Source organism: Paenibacillus sp. FSL H7-0943 (assembly GCF_037963265.1).
In the GTDB taxonomy this organism is placed as follows: Bacteria; Bacillota; Bacilli; order Paenibacillales; family Paenibacillaceae; genus Paenibacillus_AQ; species Paenibacillus_AQ odorifer.
Genome location: NZ_CP150148.1, coordinates 2,145,147 through 2,167,683, shown reverse-complemented (window position 1 = coordinate 2,167,683; position 22,537 = coordinate 2,145,147). Strand labels below are relative to the sequence as shown.

Sequence of the window (22,537 nt, the reverse complement as noted above, 5' to 3'; positions counted from 1 at the left end):
GCTATGAATGAACCGCCTTATGAATAGCTTTGGCGGCCTCATAAGGATCATCCGCTCCGCAAATACCGGACATCACAGCAACTCCTGCCGCACCTTTCCTGATGATCTGCGCCGCATTAGCGGGGCTAATTCCGCCAATCGCAATTACAGGAATAGAGCTGGTCTTCACCGTTTCTGCAAGCAGCTCTAACCCACGTGCGGGCAGCCCTAACTTGCTATCCGAGGGAAATACATGACCAAACAAGCAATAATCAGCTCCCTGCTCTGAGGCATTCGCCGCTTCTTCCGGAGAATGAACCGATCTCCCCAGCCGAAGCTGAGGTGCAATTCGCCGGGCTGTAACCGGACTCAGACTGTGCCAAGCCAACTGAACCCCCGCGGCACCAGCTGCCAAGGCTACATCGATCCGGTCGTTGATTATCAGTTTGGTAGCGGGCATACCGGCAGCCAACAGCTCCTGTGCCGCAGCGAGTAGTTCGCGTGCAGGACATTGCTTATCTCTCAGGTGAATATAATCGACCCATATCTGCACCGTGACAGCTAGTTCAACAAAATGTCTCAGTTGCAGCTTGCCGTCTGATATTAGATGGATCTCAGCTTGCAATATCACGATCTCCTTTCTCACTTCCCTATAGGTCAGTAAAAAACAAAAAAACTGCCCCCCGTAAGGAAGGCAGTCAGAATCTGTATATAGACGGCACTACAAATAGCCCGACAACAGAAATTCGTTCTCCACTTCCCTACGCTGGTCTTAACCAGATCAGGTTCAAAGGGTCCGGAAATCCATTCCGTCTCAGCCAATCGGCACCCCTAGTGACATAAATATACAATTTTAAAATGCTAACGTGGTTTATAGTAACATATTTTTTTATTGAAATACACCCATTTATTCACATTAGCTGTACTGATCTAACCGTTTACTACCTCGCCACCATTTACATGAATAACCTGTCCAGTCACATAACTGGAATCGTCAGAGGCCAGATATACATAGGCTGGTGCCAGCTCTTCTGGTTGTCCAGGCCGTTTCATAGGCTGTGTACCTCCAAACTCGCTAACCTGTTTTGCATCAAAGGTAGAGGGAATCAGCGGTGTCCAGATTGGACCTGGTGCAACACCGTTTACCCGTATGCCCTTCTCTGCCAGATTCGTGGACAAGGATCGTGTGAAGCTAAGAATAGCTCCTTTAGTTGATGAATAGTCCAGCAGCTGCGGGCTTCCGCGATAAGCGGTAATTGAAGTTGTATTTATAATTGTAGATCCTGCTTTTAAATGAGGCATAGCTGCTTTTGTTAAATAGAACATCGCAAATATATTCGTACGGAAAGTACGCTCAAGCTGCTCGGAAGTAATATCCTCGATCTTAGCTTGCGGATGTTGCTCTGCCGCGTTATTGATGAGAATATCAAGCTTTCCTAAGCCCTCCACCGTCTGTTTAATAAGATCCTTACAGAATTTCTCGTCACCGATATCACCTGGAATTAGGATACATTTGCGGCCTTCCTGCTCGACCTGACGTTTAGTTTCCTCTGCATCTGAGTGTTCATTAAGATATGAAATGACCACATCAGCGCCTTCTTTAGCAAAAAGCACAGCAACTGCACGCCCAATTCCGCTGTCTCCACCGGTAATTAACGCCGCCTTGTCTTGCAGTTTACCTGCTGATTTATAATTTGCCGGCTCGTATTTGGGCAGCGGCGTCATTTCACTCTCAATCCCTGGCTGATGATGCTGCTCCTGTGGGGGTAAGGTTTTTGTAGCTTGTTTATTGTTGCCTGACATCTTCCCTATCTCCTCTCGTTAAGCAAATTGATAGTTAACTGATCGTCTTAGGATGGCACAACTATGCACGTTTATACGCTGGGTTTGTCATTTTCTTAAATCGCTTTACGAATCTTACTTACCACAATGAAAGTAGAAATAAACAACCGTGAGAGATACACTGCTGTAAGTGGAGAGGAATTCACTGCATACAAATAGACACAGCATCGCTGCTGTGCCTTGAATTGTTCACCCTGACTATTTTGAGAAGAAACATGATTTTCTGCATTCACTTCATGTTCCAGCACCCACATAAAGTACAGAGCTTTGGCCGCTTTCTCCCGGGTCACTATAGCTTTAGGTTCTAGTTCTGTCCCATTGACCATTTCGCCTCTGGCAATCCCCACTTCAGATCTAATGAGTCCTAATTCATATGCACTTTTCACTTTTGAAATTAAATAAGGAGAAATGTCCGCTGTATCAACAAGCTGCGTCCAGGATACAAGAGGATAGTACATCGCACCTCTAGCTCCTGGCTCCAGATTCGAATCATAGCCAGGATCTCCTGGCACTACTGCTGTGCCGTTATAATCAGTCATGTACTTAGGTTTATTAGCAAACTTTATTTGGTAAACGTCATAGAGAATAGCACCCATCGTTTCACGTGACAGCTTACCTTTCGGATAATAGGCAAGATCTGATCTTTCCACTTTCATTAACTTAGAAATACTGCGTGTGAATTCAGCAACTGTCATCTCCGTATCCGGATTAAAATTCCCTTGACGGTCTTTGCCCATTACTCCCAGCTGGATTAATTTTTCAATTTGATTACGGTAATAAGCAGCTTCCCCAGTCGTCGTATCATTCGTTATTTCCGGAAAAATCTTACCCCAGTTCCCTGTTAGTGCCGCATGCTTAACGTTCCCTTTAAGGTAAGGAGTAATGGAGGCAGCAGTAGAATCGCCAGTAGCACCTTTCTTTACAAGCTCCGTGACAATCATCCGTGAAAATTGTTTGGAGAGCGCTTCTTTAAAATGAGTCCCATCGACTTTCTTTGAAGGATGCCCGTTAGCGTAACTTCCGTCATTTGTTTTGCCTGGCGTTTCTCCGGCTTCAATTGACATGAAGAGGGATGTTATTGCTTCTACACCGATCTCGTTATAATATTTCAGACTTTCCGAGTTAAGGTCAATAAGTGTAACTCCAGATTCATCTGCGACCCGTTTAAGAATATCTACAAACTTTCTTGATTTAAAAGAATTTTCATAGATATATCCCGGACTTGCATTCCCTTTAATTCTGGACATTGGGGTTACCAGTACTGGTATCATGCCCCGGGCTTGAATCGCAGGGAGATAGACTTCTTTAAGGTAATTTTCATACATTGCTTCTGTCGAACCTCTGCCGTAACGTCTGAACTCATCTGCGCTCTCATCATTGTGTCCGAATTGAATAAACACATAATCTCCAATGCTGCCATTCAGTAAAATGTCGTTCAGTCGACCTTCTGTATAGGCATTTTTAAACGAGCGTCCTCCCATGGAATAGTTAGTTACACTCAATTTATGTTGATTAAACATACTGCCAATAATCTGGCCCCAACCACTCATTGGTGCTTCGTCGAAGGTGTAGGACTTGACCGTGGAATCTCCAAGTATAAATAAATTCGGAAGAGCACCAACTGCTCTATGCTGTGGCAAAATCGGTTCCAGTATGATCTCCTCAATCCCCACAGCTGTGTTCACTTTGTTCGGTTCGATCTCAATATCTATATGGTCACGGCCGTTTACATACGTATAAGTCCACTCTTTCCCTTTGGCTACAGCCGTATGCTTGACGGGTACAAGCTTTGCAGCGTCCCAATGTCCACTTTTCAACAAGCGGCTGGTCTGCATTCCTGATACTGACACGATCCCATCCTCTGCGTCAGAAGTCGTTTTTACATATACGTTGTAGGTTCCAGGGGGAGCATCCATTCGAAACGCCATTCCGTAGTTGTTATAATTATCTTTCTCAGATTTAGGTTCAGCAAAAAAAATAGGTTCTGTGATGAAAAAACCTGTTCCATCGGATGTAATTGAGTCGGTGTGCACTTCTCTGGCGGGTAAAGCGTTGGTCTCTTGAACAAAACCATAACCTAAAGATGAGTCATACAATTGTGCACCGCGATTAGGATCATACCTAACGGATTGATATCCTGTTTTAACTTGGTTTGTAAAATTAAACTTGTATACGCTTGCAATTTGGGTTGGAGGCTGCCTCTCTGCCCCATCTTTTAATAGGGATGCCTCTGTTTTACCGTGAGTAAGAGTCAATGAAGCCATTAGTAAAGAAGATAAGATTAGTATATTCCTACACAACTTTCCCACTTCATTACACTTCCTTCCGTTTCTCGAAATACTTCCCTAGGTTCCTCCATTATCCCTGTTCTCTAAAGTGATTCAAATGATGATTTCATTCTTTTTTTTGACCTTTTGTAAAGAAAACTATGGAATGATCAACGGCTCGCACTGCAAAACGGTCATATGTATAGGTATCCTTGATATAATTAAGAACATCCCTATTGATCCTAAGGAGGAGAACTCCTATCGCTTACAAAGTCAGCTTTCCGAACATTATGAGTACACTGCAGCTGATCGGTGTTCATTATCGTGTAGCAGAACCTGGGTGGGCATACCCTGATCATCATCACAAAATCTTCGAACTATTGTATTGCTACGACGGCAACTCCCATCAATATGTAGAAGGAAGTTCCATTGCCTTTGGTAAAGGAGATTGGTTAATTATTCCACCTGGCTTACGTCATTATGTAGTTAATTCTGGCCTGAGCAACTATATCTACCTCTCCTTTCATTTCGATATTGACGATTTAAAGTTTCGTGATTGGTTTCAGTCTCAAGCTGTACAGAAATGGAATAACCAGCAAATGCAGCATTCGGGATTAAATCACCAACTGGAACATTTGGATGAATTTATTAAGAACAATATTCTCGCCACGACGGCCTCCACTGGATTTCCCGAGGAAATTGAAGAAATGATTCTTGTAAAAGAAAGGCTTCGTTTGCAAGCGATCATCCTGATGATTTTGACTGAACTCATTGATGTACAGCTCTCGAATTCGGAGAATTCCAACGCAGCGCGACAAGCAAACTCTTTGTACGAGGTGGAAACTGCTCATCAGATCGAAAAATATATTGCAGCCAATATTCATTTGCCGGAGCTCACGGTTAATTTGATTGCTGAGCAGCTTTGCTTAAGTCGGGTGCAGTGCCATAAGTTGTTTACAAAGGTATATAAGATATCTCCTAGGCAGTACATAACTAATCTAAGATTAAAGAAGTCAAAACATTTGCTGCTTCATACCGATTTAAAAATACAGATGATTTCTGAACAACTCGGGTTTGCTTCCCAGAGCCACTTCAGCCGACAATTCAAACGATGGACGGGTGTTTCTCCGTTAAATTACCGGCCGAAGTCTTATACGGATCCTATCAGGGATTAACGGAATGAAGATAAATTACCGGAACATACGAAAAACCCGCTCTCCATTACGGAGGCGGGTATAATTCGCTGTAAATTAAACTATGTCGTTAAACACCATAAAGAATACCATCAATAGCAATGACACCGTAAGCAGTGCACTAAGTGTGCGCAATTTGCCAGTCTCTGCGCTAACGTCGCGGTTCTCACGAATTCCAGCTGCTGCAAGACGCAAAGGCTTGCTCATAATACCGCCAAGCGCAAACATCGCTAGCAGTAACACAACAACAATAATCATCCACGCTACTGAATAATCACCTTTGGTCATCATGTAACCGCCTGTAAGGAGTTGGATCACCAATCCATACTGCGCAAAACGATTAAATCCGGTTACTGCACTTAACGTTCCTTCTTTAGCCCCAGACGACAGTTTCTCTGCACGTCCTAGGATAAAGGGTAGCACAAGGTAGAAGCCAAGTGCCAAGGTTCCGATCATATGTAAGAAAAACAAAACGTTCCAATCCATAACATATCTCCTCCGATTTAACTGTGATAATAGTTACATTTAATTATACCCATTATTGCTTAAGAAGAAAAGGAAACCCCCATTTTAAGTGAACAAAATGGGGGTTTCTTCATACCTCTGTCACAATCTATACAGTTAGCACAGCTGTTACGCTACGCACGGATTCAGCAGACTTATCTAAAGCCGCTTTTTCCTCAGCTGTAAGCTCCAGTTCAAAAATTTTCTCGATACCATTGGCACCAAGTAACGCCGGAACACCCATGAACAGGTTATCGTAGCCATATTCTCCTTCGAGCAAAGCGATAACCGGAATGATCCGTTTTTTGTCCTTCAAGATAGCTTCCGCCATCTGAACTAAAGAAGCCGCTGGTGCATAATAAGCACTACCATTCCCTAAGAGGTTAACAATCTCTCCGCCACCCACACGTGTACGTTGCACAATCTCATCAATACGCTCCGCAGATATCAATGTATCAATTGGAATGCCACCGACACTGGAATACCTTACGAGCGGTACCATATCATCGCCGTGTCCGCCTAATACGAAACCACGTACATCTTCAACAGATACCTTCAGCTCTTGTGCAATAAACGTGTTATAACGGGCTGTATCCAGCACTCCGGATTGTCCAATTACGCGACTCTTCGGAAAACCCAGCGCATTAAATGCCGCATAGGTCATAGCGTCAACTGGATTACTCAGAATGATTACGATGGAATCTGGTGCTACACGTTTTATGTTCTCGCATACCGACTTCACAATACCTGCATTGGTGTTCACGAGATCATCGCGACTCATTCCAGGTTTACGGGCAATCCCTGCAGTGATGATTACAATATCTGAATCCGCAGCATCTTCATAGCTTGAGGTTCCTGTAATTTGACTGTCAAATTTCTGTACAGGACCTGCTTCCAGCATATCTAGTGCCTTCCCCTTGGTTGTGTTCTCCATTTGTGGGATATCAAGCAGCACAACGTCACCAAGCTCCTTTTGAGCAAGCATAAGAGCTGTAGTAGCCCCAGTAAAACCGGCACCTACAACTGTAATTTTATAACGTTTGATTGCCAAGGATTCTCCTCCTAGAACGGTGTCGGTATAGCTTGTATTAGCTAAACTTCAATATATTCAGTTGGTTGAGCCAGCCTATCTTAGAGGTGGTTAATAATCTCGTCGGCAAATGCAGAGCATTTCAGTTCAGTTGCGCCTTCCATCAGGCGGGCAAAGTCATAAGTCACGGTTTTGTTATTAATAGCTGTTTCCATACCTTTATAAATCAGATCTGCTGCTTCCTGCCAACCCAGATGCTCCAGCAACATTACGCCGGACAGAATCACGGAACCAGGGTTCACAACATCTTTGTCTGCATATTTAGGTGCGGTGCCATGAGTGGCTTCAAAAATCGCATGTCCAGAAATATAGTTAATGTTCGCTCCAGGAGCGATACCGATACCGCCGATTTGCGCAGCAAGCGCGTCAGACAGGTAATCCCCGTTCAGGTTCAAGGTAGCAATAACATCAAAATCAGTCGGACGAGTCAGAACTTGTTGCAATGCGATATCCGCAATGGCATCCTTGATGATAATTTTGCCCGCAGCTTCAGCATCCTTCTGAGCAGCATTGGCAGCAGCTTCACCTTCACGTTCTTTAATCACATCGTATTGATTCCAAGTGAAGACCTTATCTCCGAACTCTTGCTCAGCAACTTCATAACCCCAGTTTTTGAAGGCACCTTCAGTGAACTTCATGATGTTTCCTTTGTGCACAAGCGTTACGCTCTTGCGTCCGTGTTTGATCGCATATTCAATAGCAGCGCGTACCAAACGTTTTGAACCTTCGGAGGATACTGGTTTGATACCAATACCAGAAGTTTCAGGGAAACGGATTTTGTTAACTCCCATCTCTTTTTGCAGGAATTCGATGACTTTCTTCACTTCAGCAGAACCTTCTTGATATTCAATCCCTGCATAAATATCCTCCGTATTCTCACGGAAAATAACCATATCCACCAACTCAGGACGTTTAACAGGAGAAGGAACCCCTTCGAAATAACGAACTGGACGCAGACATACGTACAAATCCAACTCTTGACGCAAAGCTACGTTCAATGAACGAATACCGCCTCCGATTGGAGTCGTAAGTGGACCTTTAATAGCTACAAAATATTCACGGATTGCCTCCAAAGTATCATTTGGCAGCCATTCGCCATATGTATTGAAGGCTTTTTCGCCAGCAAAAACTTCGTACCAAGCGATTTGCTTTGTGCCGCCATAAGCTTTAGTTACTGCTGCATCAAGTACGCGTTTGGAGGCCTTCCAAATATCACGGCCTGTGCCGTCACCCTCGATAAAAGGAATGATTGGATGATTAGGAACCTGCAGTTTACCATCTTTAATTGTGATTTGTTCGCCTTCTGTTGGCAGATCGAATTTTTCTAGTTTCAACATTTGAGTGTATTCCTCCTAAAGTTTTGTGGGATTTAATTTCTCATGGACAAGCCTCGAACAAAACTCTCTACGTATGAATATGCATTATTGCATATATTCTAGGGTTCATTCTACTAAACTTTAGGAGCAGCCCGCAAGGCTGCCCTTCTATCTTTCGTCTACTGGAACGTATTTCTGTTCAATCATACCTGTGTATTCTGCACGTGGCCGGATAATACGGTTATCTGTATATTGCTCCAGAATATGTGCAGTCCAGCCTGAAGTCCGGCTAATTGCAAAGATAGGAGTGAACAGCTCACGTTCAATACCCAGCTGTGTATAAACTGATGCCGAATAGAAATCAACATTCGGTTTAAGTCCCTTTTGTCCGGTAATCAATTCCTCGATATTTACGGACATATCATACAGCGTAGTATCATTTTTCATTGTGCCAAGTTCAAGTGACATTTTCATCAGGTGTTTAGCACGTGGATCACCATTTTTGTATACTCTATGGCCGAAGCCCATGATCTTCTCGCGGTTATCCAGCTTCTTACGAATATAAGGTTCAACCGCTTCCAAACTTCCGATCTCTTCAAGCATCTTCATAACGGCTTCATTCGCCCCACCGTGAAGTGGACCCTTTAGTGCGCCGATAGCGGAGGTCACGCCGGAATAAATATCGGACAAGGTTGCAACCGTAACTCTGCCTGCAAAAGTTGAAGCATTCAGCTCATGGTCCGCATGAAGCACAAGTGCGGTATCAAGCGCTTTAACAGATACACTGTCAGGCTCTTTTCCCCATAACATATACAGGAAGTTCTCGGCAATCGAGACGCCTTCTTTAGGAGCCACAGGTTCCAGACCTTTGCGAATACGCGATAGGGCCGCCACAACCGTCGGGAGCTGTGCCTGTAGTTTTACTGCTTTAATCTCGTTAGCTTCTCTACTCATATCGTCAGCCGCTTCATCATAGAGAGCAAGGCTTGATACAGCAGTCCGCAATGCTGCCATGGTGTTGGTGTCTTTTGGATAGAGCTTCATTTGCTCGATGACTGGCTCAGGAATCCGTGCGAAAGCACTGAAATCCCGTTTGAGCGCTTCCAGCTCTGGTGTTGTTGGTAGACTGCCAAACCACAATAAATAAGCGGTTTCTTCGAAGGTAGCATTTTCTGCGAGATCATCAATATCATAACCACGGTAAGTGAGTACCCCATCCACAATAGAGCTAATGGATGAAGTTGTTGCAACGATACCTTCCAAGCCTTTGGTAGCTGTCATAGCATATCTCTCCTTTGCCAACAAGGTATAAAAAGCATTCTCGGTTTCATGTAAACATTTCCAATTTAAAGCATTGAAAAATCTAAGGAGTGCAGTTCAAGGACATATCCGGCGAGGATGTTGTCTGACTTTCGTAATCGAATCTTTATTCATCATACTGGATTTTGTCGGTTATGTGAACAATGTGGAAGCTTTGCAGCGCATCAAATGATTTTATCACAGAGATAGAAAAAAACTTCTAAACCCTTGATTCACAGTTGAGATTTTAGTTTATAGCATCCGGTTCAGCCCAATATTTATCCCGTTTCCTAGTCTTTAAATAGGTTCTATGAATATATATGAAGACGAGCTTTTATTCCCCTGCATCCGCAGGAATGAAGGAGGTGTAGATCTTCGTATGGACCGATTAGCATTTAAAAGACTGCTGCGCGGCCTGTGGGTCGTTCTGGCTACCTCTATCCTCCTGCTGGCAATCTATTTATTGCTTCCGCTGTTATACCCCCTCCTGCTCGCTTGGTTGCTCGCTTATATCATGCATCCACTAGTGTTGATTCTTAAAGGCCTTAAGCTCCCAGCGTGGCTGGCGGTGTCGCTCTCGCTGCTATTTTACATAGGCGGAACCGCACTTGTACTGACCGCGATGATTACAAGGCTAGTGAAAGAATTGATCGTGCTGCTGCAGACCTTTAATCTTCATACGGACCAATGGAGAGAGCTTCTGCTGTCCTTGAGCCAGAATGCAAGCATACAGAATATCATTAACCAGATAAATCAGTTCTACCGCGACAATCCTGACTATCACGCCACCATTGACAGCAATATCAGCAGAACAACGGAAACCGTTGGTTACGCAGTTACGCAAGTGGTGACCGGATTTTTTAATGTGATTTTAAAGCTGATCTCCGCTCTACCCAGTATGGGTACAATTCTTATCGTGGTCGTTCTCGCTGCCTTTTTTATTAGTACTAGCTGGGAAAGACATAATGCCAAACTCACAGGCTGGCTGCCAGCCCCATTCTTAAAGCCGGTATCGGGTATCTGGCGGGATCTGCGAAAAGCTCTCTTCGGCTATCTCCGGGCTCAGCTAATCCTGATCTCCATTACAGCGGTCATTGTCGTGATCGGGTTGCTGCTCTTGGGTGTAAAATCTGCTTTCGCTATTGGCTTAATGATTGGTTTTGTGGATCTGTTGCCTTATTTAGGGGTTGGAATCGTAATGATTCCTTGGGCGTTATACTCTTACATGACAGACAATCTGGCACTGGGGATCGGACTTACTATCCTATATGCCGTTATCCTTGTAACCCGCCAAGTGCTTGAGCCGAAAGTGCTCGCCAGCAGCATTGGGCTTGATCCCCTTGCTATGCTGGTCGGCATGTTTGCAGGTTTGCAGCTGTTCGGTATGCTTGGGCTGATCATCGGTCCCGTTATTCTAGTTATTCTTGTAGCCTTTAACCGAGCAGGTGTATTTCACGCATTACACAGCTATATTGTCAGCGGAAGACTAAGATAATAAACAATACCCTACAATACTTGGAATAGCAAAACAGAGCGGGCTCCTATCAATGACAGGTGCCCGCTCTGTTTTTGTTTTGATTATGACTAGCGGCGGTAAAAGGTGAAGGTGCCGTTTTTCATCTTTTTCTCAATCCACTTCAGCAAAAATATACGATACAAAGGCCGAGTCAACGGAAACACCAAGGAGAAACCTACAATATCCGTTATGAAGCCAGGTAAGATCAGCAGTAAGCCACCGAAAAAAATGCATAGGCCATCCAGCATCGTCCGGCCAGGAACGCGTCCCTCCTGCATATGTGTTCTGCTGTCTTGCAGCACTTTATTCCCTTCGAAACGCATCATCAATAGTCCGATAACCGAGGTCGTCAACATAAGCAGCAGCGTTTTGAATGCTCCAAGTTGATCTGCTACAAAGATAAAGCCGAATAATTCCACGGCAGGAATGATAAATAATGCAGCCCACAACCATTTGCTTCTAATCATACAGAACCCCTTTCTTCCCGCAGCGCTCCTTTAATCGCGTGAAACAGCTCCGGAAGGGCTCTATCCAGCCTGGCAGGCTTCCATTCTCGATTCACCCAAACATGATTTGTCGAGCCGGTAACCAGCAGTTCCCCGGGGAGGTCCATCGACCGCAATTGTCCCAAAGTAGCCGCTGAACCCTCTAAATTCCTACCTTCTGCTTCCGAGAGCCTCCGCACCTGATACTCAAATGCGACTCTTAACGCCGAAAAGGTAGTCATTCGCGCATACACGGAGATAAGATCATCATATCGCGCCGGACTTTTAAATTGCAAATCGGCTGAGGTAACAGGCAGCAGCACTCCCTGATTCTCAAGCTCACGATAAGTAAAGCCAAGCTGACGTAACAACTCCGTACGGCCAGACTCAAACCAGTTCAAATAATTCGCATGATACACTACGCCCATCTGATCACTTTCCTGGTATCGAACACGCAGGGTAGACTCATACCATCGGCTTCGCAAGCCGTCTTGCTGTAATTCCATTTATAAATACTCCTTTCGGCATAGGCAGCAGGGAGAGCTTAGGCCCGGGCCCCGTCTGAAGATAGCTTTGTCGTCGATAGTTTGCTTCGGGAGCTTCTGGCGACATAAAATAACAGCATCGCTCCTGCAATTGAACTCAACATACAAGACAGGTTCATCACTTCTACGCCGCCTTGATTGAGCAAGAATCCATTTAATAAATTGCCTACAACACCGGCAAAACCCGAGAACACCATATTAAAAACACTTTGCCCAGTCGCCTGCATCTCGTTAGAGGTGATCTGAGATACATATTCAACGGCAGCAATATAAAAGAACCCGAATGACAGACCATGCAGTACCTGCACTCCAATCATTACGGATGGATAAGGGAAAGCCACCTGAATACCCCACCGCAAGACATAAATAAGTGCGCCAAGGAGCAGCGTCCGCTCGCGCCCCAGCTTTTTGATTACCTTGGAAGCAAACAGCATGGAGGGCACGTTCGTTACAGATGCGAGGAAAAGCGCAATTCCTGCATAACGAGTTGAACCTCCAACCGACTGAAACGCAATGACGAAGTAGGTTCCAAAAGCAGTCATCGTCTGGTTCACAAGAAAACTGCCACCCAAAAACGCTAGGAACACCCGATTCCCCAGCAGCTTTTTAACCCCCTGAGAAAACGATTGCCGCATCATATGATTCTCTTCTGCCTGCTTCGGCAGCGTCAATGCAATAAGAACCGCAATCAGATTAAACATAAGAAAGGGCAGCCATATCGTGGATACAGAGAAGGACGATACATACAATCCGCCTAAATAGGCTCCCACAGCCGCTCCAATGCTCATCATAAGCCTTATACTGCCATAAGTAGCCCCAGCCCTCTTCGCCGCTGAAATCGCGTAAGAATCGGCTATAGGCGCCTGTGTCGAGGAAAAGATTGTAGAGAGGGTATACACCAGCAGTAACACTATAAAATATTCCGAACGGTAAAAGACGGCTAATAAAGCCGGTATCGCCACACTTAGGATTAGTACCAAACGCGTCTGATTATACCGATCCGAGACAATTCCCCATATTGGCTGAATCGTGATCGCAATTAGCGTGCCTGTTGCCATTAGTATACCTATCTGCCCGCTATCAAGTCCATTGTGGACAAGCAGCAGCGTTAGATATGAGCCAAATGAACCGCCGGCCAATCCTAAAAACAGATAAAAGCCACGCAGCTTCGATAATTTTTCCATTTTAAGCTACAAATCCTCTCCAGCTTCTTAAATCAAGCATTGCACTCTCTTATATTTTAGCAGAACACCCGTACTTCCTATGTAATCACCGCATTTAATATAGCAGTACTATAAAGGCGGTGGACAAGTTGAATGATAAGCAAAATTCTAATCGGGTCAATCATCCATGTCTAAAAGACAAATCTAATGCGAACAAATTTCAAAGCTCCGGCTTCGGCTGGTCTTCAACAAACTGGAGCGGATATACGATCACTGGAAAAAAGGGGGCTTTTAACCGCATTGCCGGTGAATGGATCGTTCCATATGTAAAACCAACCTCTAAACCTTCCTATTCCTCTGCTTGGATTGGTATTGACGGTTTCAAGAACAGCAGCCTGATCCAAACGGGTACAGGCCATGAATTCGTAAATGGCCGTGCCCGGTATTACGCTTGGTGGGAAATCCTTCCTGATGTCGAAACGGTAATTCCCCTTCCAGTGAGCCCTGGAGACCATATAAAAGCGAACATCACGAAGGTAGGCCGCAACAAATGGACGATTACGCTCCGCAATTTGAGCCGAAATTGGATTTTTCGAACATTACAGCGATATACCGGACCACAAACCTCTGGTGAATGGATTATGGAGGCTCCCGAGGTAGACGGCTCGATCGCAAAGCTGGCGCGTGTCTCCCCTACTTGCTTCTATTGCTGTCGAATTAATGGCAAAAGTCCGAGGCTCACTCTCAATATGGGAGGAATCATGGTGCAAAATAACGCTACTATCGCCGTTCCTTCTTGTCCAAACCATCGTGGGGATTCTTTTACTGTCAAACGAACATACCCCAAATAAAAATACTCGAACCTATCATTCAAGATTTGTTACTAACAGCATAAATGGATTTAACATAATCTTCAATCGAATATGTTGATAAACACGAAAAAAAGGGCTGCCTCGCTTGTAGATTTTCACTACAGTTGAGACAACCCTTTAATTAAGCTTTATGGAACCTGTTAAACAGGTGAAGCCAATCGAGAACTACTCGATTGTGCTTACTTTTACCAAGTTAGTGGAACCAGAACGTCCAAGTGGAATTCCTGCAGTAATCACAACTAGGTCACCAGTTTGAACCAGACCGGAATCCTTACCACCTTTGATTGCTGTTTCCAGCAGCTCATCTGTGGAAGATGCAACTTGTCCGAACACTGGCGTTACGCCCCAAACGAGGGACAATTGACGCATAGTTCTTTCTTGTGTTGTAACGGCAATGATTGGTGCTTTAGGACGGTACTTAGAAACAACGCGTGCAGTATGACCTGTTACAGTCGAAGAAATGATAGCCTTAGCGTTCAGATCCAAAGCAGAAATTGCAACGGATTGGCTGATTGCTTCTGTAACTGTAGTTTCTTGTGCAGTTTGTTGTTTCATGAAGATTTCATGGTGGTTCAGAGCGGATTCCGCTTTCTCAGCAATGCGGGACATTGTAAGTACGGATTCTACTGGATATTTACCAGCAGCAGTTTCTCCGGAAAGCATGATTGCATCTGTACCATCTAAAATAGCGTTTGCTACGTCACTTGCTTCAGCGCGAGTAGGACGTGGGTTGCGTTGCATGGAATCCAACATTTGTGTAGCTGTGATTACTGGTTTACCAGCAACGTTACATTTTTGAATCATCAATTTTTGAGCCAAAGGTACATCTTCAGCTGGGATTTCAACACCAAGGTCACCACGAGCAACCATCAGGCCGTCAGAAGCTTCTAAAATTTCATCAAGGTTGTCAACACCTTGTTGGTTTTCGATTTTGGAAATGATTTGGATGTGAGAAGCGTTGTTTTTCTCAAGCAGCTCACGAATTTCCTGAACGTCGCTAGCTTTGCGAACGAAGGAAGCGGCGATAAAATCGATGTCCTGTTCGATACCAAAAAGAATATCGTTGGTGTCTTTTTCCGTAATACCCGGCAAGGAGATGTTTACTCCTGGTACGTTAACGCCTTTCTTGCTCTTAATCGTACCACCGTTTACAATACGGGTCTTGATTTCTGTACCTTGAATGTCGACAACTGTCAAACCAATCAGACCGTCATCAATAAGGATTGTGGATCCTACTTGAACATCGTTAGGAAGTTCGCTGTACGTGATGGAAATACGATCTTGATTACCAAGGATCTCTTCCGTAGTCAGTGTCAGGTACTCGTCCTGAACAAGTTCAATCGGTTCTACTTCCAGCTTGCCTGTGCGAATCTCCGGTCCTTTAGTATCGAGCAGGATAGCAACTGTTTTGTTCAGTTCCTTAGATGCTTGACGGATCGTATTGATCCGAGCACCGTGCTCTTCGAAATCGCCGTGGGAGAAATTCAGACGGGCCACATTCATACCAGCCAAAATCAATTTTTTGATATTCTCCAACGATTCACTCGCAGGTCCGATCGTACATACAATTTTACTTTTCCGCATTAGGTTTTCCTCCGTTTTTTCGTTCTCTCTGTCTCACTTTTTCCAACTACAAAATCTACTACAAGGCTAACTAATAAAATAGGAACTTTGTCACATGTGCCTTTAAGTACGCCCTTATGAATATTACTGCAAACCAGACACAAAATCAATGTTGTAGGCACTTTTGGGTGTAACTTTAAGTCGAATTTTCTGTAAACATAAAAAAAATTAAAATAATCCCGTTAGTGGATCGAGATTATTTTAATTCCAATAAATTGTATATTTTACACTATATCCAAAAGACCCACTAAGTATAGCTATATGTCTTAAAGTGCAAATGATTTTGCACTTTTACACTTCTGACTTCACTTCTTCTTCAATAAAAATTTGTTCCTGCTGAGCCTCTGCAAACTCACCAATTTTACGGAATTTACGGTATCGATCATCCTTCAATTCCACTGAGTTCATCTGGGTAAGCTCCTGCAGATGCCGCCATAATGCATCCTTAATCGCCGCTGCCGTTGCTTCGTAATCCCGATGAGCGCCGCCTTTAGGCTCTGGTACGATCTCTTCTATAACTTCCATCTCAAGCAGATCAGCAGCCGTTATCTTCATGGCTTCTGCCGCTTGATCAGCCTTCGAAGCATCCTTCCACAGAATAGAGGCCGCTCCGTTAGGAGATATCGCCGAATAAATGGCATGTTCCAGCATGAGCACTCTATTTCCAACCGCCAATGCCAGGGCGCCACCGCTTCCGCCTTCACCGATGACCACACAGATTACAGGGACACCAAACTGAGACATCTCGCGTAAATTGCGGGCAATCGCTTCGGATTGACCTCTTTCCTCGGCTGTGTTGCCTGGGTATGCACCTTTCGTATCCACGAAGGTAATAATGGGACGTTTGAACTTGTCCGCTTGCTGCATCAGACGCAGCGCTTTACGGAAGCCCTCAGGGTGTGCACTGCCGAAGAATCGTAAAATATTCTCTTTGGTGTCTTTACCGCGCTGCTGGCCAATAACTGTAACCGGCAACCCATTTAGTTTACCGATGCCGCCTACAATAGCAAGATCATCCCCAAACATCCGATCACCGTGGAGTTCAATAAAATCAGTGAAGATCTGCCCCATAAGATCAAGGGAAGTCGGACGTCCTTGATGTCTAGCCAAATGCATTTTTTGCGAAGGAGAAATATTAGAATATATCTCTTCCTCCAGCACACGGTATCGTTCTTCCAGCCTAGCTACCTCGTCCGTAAAATCAATACCCTTCTCTTCGCCAAACTGCTTCAGTTCAGCAATCTTCTTGCGCATTTCTACCAGAGGCATTTCAAAAGGCAACTCTCCTGCCAACCTAAAATCCCCCTTTCACGTCATGCAGCTCCAAAATTTTAGTCAATGTAGCGCGCATTTCTTTGCGGTGCACGACCATATCAAGCAACCCATGCTGAAGATTAAATTCAGCGGTCTGGAAATCATCCGGAAGCTTCTGGCGAATGGTCTGCTCAATGACTATACGTCCTGCGAAACCAAATACCGCTCCAGGCTCTGCAATAATTATATCACCAAGGCTGGCAAAACTCGCAGATACTCCACCGGTAGTAGGATCCGTAATTATCGAGATGTAAAGACCTCCAACCTCGTTAAAACGAGCCAGCGCAGCGCTGGTCTTCGCCATTTGCATTAGACTAAGAATACTCTCCTGCATTCTCGCTCCACCTGAAGTAGAGAAAATAAGGAGTGGAAGCTGTTGCTCTGTGGCCTCTTCTATCGCACGGGTGATCTTCTCCCCTACTACAGAGCCCATGCTGCCTGAGAAAAATTCAAAATTCATCACAGCTACGATGACTGGATGGCCACCAATGGAACCCTGACCCGTAATTACGGCTTCAGTTTGTCCAGATTTCAGCTGCTGTTGCTCCACTTTGGAAGCGTAACCCGGAAATTTCAGCGGGTCGATAGAATACATTTCACTGTCAAACTCAATAAAGCCCTCAGGGTCTAATGTCATTGCAATGCGCTCCACAGCATTTAGGCGCAAGTGGTGACCACAATTAGGACATACCTTTAGGTTCTTCTCTAATTCCTTACTATACTGGATCGTTCCGCATTTATTACATTTGCTCATTAATCCTTCAGGGATTTCACGTTTGGGGCGTTCGCCTTCCGCAGGCCCGCCGCTCCGCTCCAGACGTTCTGAAGGAATAGTCGCGTACTTCCGTTTCTTCTGAAATAAATCTTTGAACACACCCGCACCTCTTCAGCCGTTTATTTGCGTTATGCAGCTTGCCGCTGTCATGACTTTTGTCTTGTAAGAAACTCAGGGATGCAGAATAAGATTAAGGACTTCCTGTACTTCCTCCAGCTCACCTGAAGGAACCAATATCTCAAACTGCTGCTTGGACATATTGATTGGACGGCATTCTACCAAAAAACCTTCTTCTGTCAGCTTACTCTTAATCATATCCGCCACTCTGGCGGTCGGCGCGATATATATTACCGTCCACATGCCCTGCAAGGCCTCCCCAATCTTAATTCCCAGCCGTATCCCGTATAATGGAATTATGATAACACAGTTTTCTTTTTTCCCGCAACAGGAGTAGGGCATAGGAAGCAAGACTGAGGAACTTGTTCAAACGAAATAAAGGGGCTCAATTATTCCTTGTCCGTGCCTAAAGGATATACTTTTGCCCCTTCATGCCGATGAGCAATTCTGGCGGAAGCGGCGGCAGCAATACCGGCAACAAGGTCATCCAAGAATACATGAATCCTACCTTTATCATCGTTCAGTTCACCAATGATTCCAAGCTTTATTTTGTCCAAATACCCAAAACCTGTCAGTCCGATCATCCCATATACCCCTGTAATACCAAGTGCCAGAGTCTCGTCCGCTCCGTAGAGGGATTCATCAGCCTCCATTACCGCCTGCAGCGGCTGTGGAAGCAGTTTTTTCTCGGCTAATTCATCAAGAGCAACACCTGTCATTAAAGTATACTGCACTTCTCTTTTGCCCAAAACAGACTTGACGCTGGACAGACATTCATCCTTGGTTAAACCAGGATAATAAACCGATTGTAAAATATATACGATTTCAGCAATGGAGGAAAGTGATACACCTCTGCGTTCCAACAGATCTACTGCCATTTGATAGGACATGCTGCGACTCCCCTTTCCGTACAGGGATGTGCCCTGTGGTTTCCTAATGTATGCGGAAAAGGGGAGAATTGTTCTTATTTTATTCTTACCGTACCTGCACCCAGCATAACCTCGATCGCCGCGAAAAGTTCCTCGGACGGCTTAATTCGATAATTATCGCTAAGAGCTAGGAGCTTCTGATCCTGTTCATAGAACAGAAGCGTCGCAGCAGGACCGGGATGATTCTGCAGCAGCTCTTTCAGGCGCGACAGCAACGCTGCATTCTCTGAGGCCGGCGTGATCTTGATAAAGACACGCTGGCCTGAGGTCGCCGCTGTTGCTGGCGCGACCTGTGCAGGTGTTGCAGGCGGCGTTGTGCCGCCTGCTGGCCTGGCAGCCGGACCAGTGGCGGCACCGCTGGTCCGGGAAGCAGGAGCTGCGCCGCGTGGCGGCGCTCCTGCCGAGGCCGAGCGTCCCGCGCTGTACGAGCGGGACGCGGCGGCACTGCGGCGCTGCAACAGCCCGCGGAGAGCCTCCGCAGACAGCAGCGCCACTTCCTCGGCCAGCAGCTTGAAGCCTTCGTCTTCCTGCTGCACCTTAGCGCGCAAGGCCAGCAGCGCGCCCTTGGCAATCAAGCTGCGGCTTCGCTTCCACACCTCAGGGAAGAGCACGACCTCGCAGCGCTCGATCTGATCTTCCCATTCGACGAAGGCCATCGATTTTCCTTGCTTCGTCGTAATTTCCTTAACGGATACTACCATTCCGGCCGTAACCGTCTGGCTCTCATCCGCGGCTTCACCAAGATCCATCAGCCGCTGCATACCGGGCTCCTCAAGCAGTTCCGCGCTATCATCAAGCGGATGGCCCGAAAGATATAACCCCAGCAGCTCACGTTCCATCTCCAGCTGCTGGCCAATGGTGAACTTAGGGATATCCGGATAGCGGATCTCCCAGTTCGGTGTCTCCACCAAATCGTCGAACAGCTGGATTTGCAGCTCATCCCGCTCCTTGCGCCATTTCAGCGCAGCGTCAACCGTCTCGTCCAGCATAGCCAGCAGCTGGGCGCGGTGACCCGGCAGACAGTCAAAAGCTCCCGCCTGCAGCAAAGATTCCACTACCCGCTTATTACAGACCCGTAGGTCCACACGTCGACAGAAATCTAGCAGACTGTCGAACGGCCGCTCCTTGCGGACTGCCATAATGTTTTCCACTGCCAGTGTTCCGACGTTCTTAATGGCTGCGAGTCCAAAGCGGATATGCCCGGTTCCGGTTCCTTCGCCAGGAACCGGAGTAAACAATACGCCGCTCTCGTTCACATCCGGCGGCAACACGCCGATGCCTGTGCGGCGGCAGTCCAGCACATACTCCGCTACCTTGCGGTGAGTGCCCATTACAGCGGTCAACATAGACGCCATAAACTGCACCGGATAATGCGCCTTGAGATAGGCTGTCTGGAAAGCCAATACTCCATAAGCCGCGGCATGAGCACGCGGGAAGCCGTAATCAGCAAAGCGCACGATCATGTCATAAACAGCATTTGCATCCGTTTCATTATACCCCTGCTGCAAGCTGCCTTGAACAAAATGGCTCCGTTCCTTATCCAGCGTCTCACGTTTTTTCTTTGAGACCGCTCGACGGAGCAGATCCGCTTCTCCTAACGAGAAGCCCGCCATGAGAGAAGCAATCTGCATGATCTGTTCCTGATACACAATGATCCCATAGGTGTCCGCTAATATAGCCTTCAAATCAGAATGTGGATACTCTACTTCAATCTCACCGTGTTTGCCTGCTATATATTTCGGGATAAATTCCATCGGACCCGGACGATACAGCGCTAGAACCGATACAATATCTTCAAAGCCGTTAGGCTTCAGATCTTTAAGTACTCGTCTAACGCCCGCCGACTCCAGCTGGAAGACCCCTGTTGTCTCACCAGCCCCAAGCATTTCATACGTAGCTGGATCATGATCTGGGATGACACGGAAATCCGGAACACTTCCGCTCATTTCTCTAATCGAATTCATGCAGCGTTCGATAATCGACAACGTGCGCAAACCCAGAAAATCCATTTTCAACAGCCCGACGCTCTCCAAATGCTCCATAGAGTATTGGGTTAACGCCGTACTTTCGTTACCTTCCTGAAGTGGGACTGCATCGGTCAACGGACCTTTCGAGATAACAACCCCAGCGGCATGTGTCGAAGCATGGCGGGGCATGCCCTCCACCTTCATAGCCATATCCAGCAGCCCTTTTATCTTTGGATTGCTATCATACAGTGCTTTAAGATCTGGTGTACTCTCCAGCGCTCTGGCAAGGCTGATCCCTAGTTGACCAGGTATAAGCTTGGCAGCTTTGTCTACCTCGTTATAAGGCAAGTTCAGCACCCTGCCTACATCACGAACGGCAGCCCGTGCAGCCATAGTTCCGAAAGTAATAATTTGCGCCACATGTTCTTTGCCGTATTTCTCCACTACATAACCAATAACCTCATCACGCCGTTCATCACTAAAATCGATATCAATATCCGGCATGGTGATCCGTTCTGGATTTAGAAAACGTTCAAAGAGCAAGTTATATTTCAATGGGTCCACGTCAGTTATTCGCAAAGAGTATGCGGTGAGACTACCCGCGGAGGATCCCCGTCCGGGTCCCGTAGCAATTCCCTGACGATGACAATAAGCAATAAAATCCCACACAATTAGAAAATAATCGCTGAAGCCCATACTCTCGATAACACCCAGCTCATAGGTGAGACGCTTCTCAGCCGTCTCTCTTTGCTCAGGTGTAGTCCATTGCGGTGTATCTATATATCGTTCCTCCATCCCCTTCCAGCACAGCTCACGCAAATAAGCAGCGGAATCCATGCCTTCAGGGAGCGGAGAATAGGCAGGCAGAATATGATTGCCGAAGGTAAGCTCCAAATTACATTTTTCTGCGATCAATAAGGTATTGGCGATAGCCTGCGGCACATGTGGAAACAATGCCGCCATTTGCTCGCTGCTTTTTAGAAACAGCTGATCTGTTCCGATCTTGAGACGTTCCTCATCATCCACCGTTTTGCCTGTTCCGATGCAGATCAGCACATCCTGAACCTCAGCATCTTCCTTCGCTAAATAATGGACATCATTCGTCACCACAAGTGGAATTTCACAGTCCTCGGCAAGGGCGATCAGCTTGGGATTGACTCTCTTTTGCTCGGAGATCCCGTGGTCTTGCAGCTCCAGATAGAAATCTTCGCCAAAAATCGCCTTATATCGCAGCGCAGCCTTGCGCGCCTCCTCATCACGTCCATGCAGCAGATGCTGCGGCACTTCTCCGCCCAGACAAGCACTTAGGCAGATAATCCCCTCTGAATGAGCTGCCAGCACTTCCATATCAATTCGTGGTTTATAATGATGGCCTTCCAGATGGCCGATAGAGATCAGCTTCATCAGGTTCTTGTAGCCGGTTTCATTCTTGACGAGCAGAATCAAGTGGTAGATCGGTTGATCTTTTCGACTGCCCCGCTCACGGCGTGAACCCGCGGTTAAATAAGCTTCACAGCCAATAATCGGCTTGATTCCATTCTCTTTACACGCTTTATAAAAGGGGATGGCCCCGTACATCACTCCATGATCCGTAAGCGCCAGCGACTTCATGCCGTATTCGCCGGCCCGGCGCACGAGATCGGTAATGCGCGCCGCCCCGTCCAGTAAACTGTATTCGCTGTGCACATGCAAATGCACGAAAGGGCTCATAACCCCACTTCCTCTCTACTGCAAAAATCAA

19 protein-coding genes and 1 riboswitch are annotated in these 22,537 nt (G+C 46.1%); of the genes, 3 read left to right on the top strand and 16 right to left on the bottom strand.

Annotated elements, in window-relative coordinates; translation table 11 throughout:
* Position 1: 1 nt before the first annotated feature.
* From NSQ55_RS09295 to NSQ55_RS09285, 3 genes are all read right to left on the bottom strand, one after another.
* Entirely contained in the window at positions 2-610 is a 609-nt protein-coding gene (locus tag NSQ55_RS09295; protein WP_339172762.1) for a thiamine phosphate synthase, read from the bottom strand.
* A 110-nt stretch (positions 611-720) separates the two neighbouring features.
* A riboswitch (TPP riboswitch) is annotated at positions 721-822 on the bottom strand.
* A gap of 87 nt (positions 823-909) precedes the next feature.
* Positions 910-1,782 carry an SDR family oxidoreductase gene (locus NSQ55_RS09290; protein ID WP_076184281.1) on the bottom strand — a complete coding sequence of 291 codons (873 nt, stop codon included), beginning with the start codon at positions 1,780-1,782 and terminating at the stop codon, positions 910-912.
* A gap of 95 nt (positions 1,783-1,877) precedes the next feature.
* Positions 1,878-4,130 carry a GDSL-type esterase/lipase family protein gene (locus NSQ55_RS09285; RefSeq protein WP_254857031.1) on the bottom strand — a complete coding sequence of 751 codons (2,253 nt, stop codon included), beginning with the start codon at positions 4,128-4,130 and terminating at the stop codon, positions 1,878-1,880.
* 248 nt (positions 4,131-4,378) lie between these two features.
* On the opposite strand from NSQ55_RS09285, the gene NSQ55_RS09280 reads away from it, so the two are divergent.
* Complete coding sequence (locus tag NSQ55_RS09280) at positions 4,379-5,263, top strand: AraC family transcriptional regulator (protein WP_139329862.1); 885 nt, start codon at positions 4,379-4,381, stop codon at positions 5,261-5,263.
* A gap of 75 nt (positions 5,264-5,338) precedes the next feature.
* On the opposite strand, the gene NSQ55_RS09275 is transcribed toward NSQ55_RS09280, so the two are convergent.
* The 4 genes from NSQ55_RS09275 to citZ all read right to left on the bottom strand — a co-directional run bounded on the left by NSQ55_RS09275 (position 5,339) and on the right by citZ (position 9,472).
* Positions 5,339-5,767 carry a hypothetical protein gene (locus NSQ55_RS09275; protein WP_036678923.1) on the bottom strand — a complete coding sequence of 143 codons (429 nt, stop codon included), beginning with the start codon at positions 5,765-5,767 and terminating at the stop codon, positions 5,339-5,341.
* 127 nt (positions 5,768-5,894) lie between these two features.
* Complete coding sequence (mdh, locus tag NSQ55_RS09270) at positions 5,895-6,836, bottom strand: malate dehydrogenase (RefSeq protein ID WP_076100099.1); 942 nt, start codon at positions 6,834-6,836, stop codon at positions 5,895-5,897.
* An 80-nt stretch (positions 6,837-6,916) separates the two neighbouring features.
* Positions 6,917-8,212: an NADP-dependent isocitrate dehydrogenase gene (gene icd, locus NSQ55_RS09265; protein ID WP_036678918.1), complete on the bottom strand. Its 1,296-nt coding sequence runs from the start codon at positions 8,210-8,212 to the stop codon at positions 6,917-6,919.
* Positions 8,213-8,359: 147 nt separating this feature from the next.
* Positions 8,360-9,472: a citrate synthase gene (gene citZ / locus NSQ55_RS09260; protein ID WP_036678915.1), complete on the bottom strand. Its 1,113-nt coding sequence runs from the start codon at positions 9,470-9,472 to the stop codon at positions 8,360-8,362.
* 397 nt (positions 9,473-9,869) lie between these two features.
* Here citZ and ytvI point away from each other — a divergent pair, with 397 nt between their 5' ends.
* Positions 9,870-10,985, top strand: coding sequence for a sporulation integral membrane protein YtvI (gene ytvI / locus NSQ55_RS09255; protein ID WP_339172757.1), 1,116 nt, complete (start codon positions 9,870-9,872; stop codon positions 10,983-10,985).
* A gap of 89 nt (positions 10,986-11,074) precedes the next feature.
* Here the strand turns inward: ytvI and NSQ55_RS09250 are convergent, their stop codons facing one another.
* Genes NSQ55_RS09250 through NSQ55_RS09240 form a run of 3 tightly spaced genes read right to left on the bottom strand, consistent with a single transcriptional unit; the run spans position 11,075 to position 13,220 of the window.
* The gene (locus tag NSQ55_RS09250) at positions 11,075-11,473 is read right to left on the bottom strand and encodes an FxsA family protein (RefSeq protein ID WP_076124906.1); all 399 of its coding nucleotides are present in this window, start codon (positions 11,471-11,473) and stop codon (positions 11,075-11,077) included.
* Positions 11,470-11,997, bottom strand: coding sequence for a thioesterase family protein (locus NSQ55_RS09245; protein ID WP_038569667.1), 528 nt, complete (start codon positions 11,995-11,997; stop codon positions 11,470-11,472). The genes NSQ55_RS09250 and NSQ55_RS09245 overlap by 4 nt, the downstream gene beginning before the upstream one ends.
* A gap of 38 nt (positions 11,998-12,035) precedes the next feature.
* Positions 12,036-13,220, bottom strand: coding sequence for an MFS transporter (locus NSQ55_RS09240; protein WP_036678905.1), 1,185 nt, complete (start codon positions 13,218-13,220; stop codon positions 12,036-12,038).
* 128 nt (positions 13,221-13,348) lie between these two features.
* Here NSQ55_RS09240 and NSQ55_RS09235 point away from each other — a divergent pair, with 128 nt between their 5' ends.
* Entirely contained in the window at positions 13,349-14,050 is a 702-nt protein-coding gene (locus NSQ55_RS09235) for a G1 family glutamic endopeptidase (protein ID WP_076184278.1), read from the top strand.
* A 186-nt stretch (positions 14,051-14,236) separates the two neighbouring features.
* Here NSQ55_RS09235 and pyk read toward each other — a convergent pair whose 3' ends face one another.
* From pyk to NSQ55_RS09205, 6 genes are all read right to left on the bottom strand, one after another.
* A complete protein-coding gene (pyk, locus tag NSQ55_RS09230; protein WP_038569666.1) occupies positions 14,237-15,655 on the bottom strand; it encodes a pyruvate kinase in 1,419 nt (472 codons plus the stop codon).
* A 330-nt stretch (positions 15,656-15,985) separates the two neighbouring features.
* The gene (locus tag NSQ55_RS09225; RefSeq protein ID WP_036678900.1) at positions 15,986-16,987 is read right to left on the bottom strand and encodes an acetyl-CoA carboxylase carboxyltransferase subunit alpha; all 1,002 of its coding nucleotides are present in this window, start codon (positions 16,985-16,987) and stop codon (positions 15,986-15,988) included.
* A gap of 1 nt (position 16,988) precedes the next feature.
* Positions 16,989-17,882: an acetyl-CoA carboxylase, carboxyltransferase subunit beta gene (gene accD / locus NSQ55_RS09220; protein WP_076124903.1), complete on the bottom strand. Its 894-nt coding sequence runs from the start codon at positions 17,880-17,882 to the stop codon at positions 16,989-16,991.
* A 72-nt stretch (positions 17,883-17,954) separates the two neighbouring features.
* Positions 17,955-18,143: a hypothetical protein gene (locus NSQ55_RS09215; protein WP_036678895.1), complete on the bottom strand. Its 189-nt coding sequence runs from the start codon at positions 18,141-18,143 to the stop codon at positions 17,955-17,957.
* Between the two features lie 146 nt (positions 18,144-18,289).
* On the bottom strand, positions 18,290-18,790 hold the full coding sequence (locus NSQ55_RS09210) for a phosphatidylglycerophosphatase A (RefSeq protein WP_036678892.1): 501 nt from the start codon (positions 18,788-18,790) through the stop codon (positions 18,290-18,292).
* A gap of 74 nt (positions 18,791-18,864) precedes the next feature.
* Complete coding sequence (locus NSQ55_RS09205; RefSeq protein ID WP_339172747.1) at positions 18,865-22,506, bottom strand: DNA polymerase III subunit alpha; 3,642 nt, start codon at positions 22,504-22,506, stop codon at positions 18,865-18,867.
* Positions 22,507-22,537: the final 31 nt, after the last annotated feature.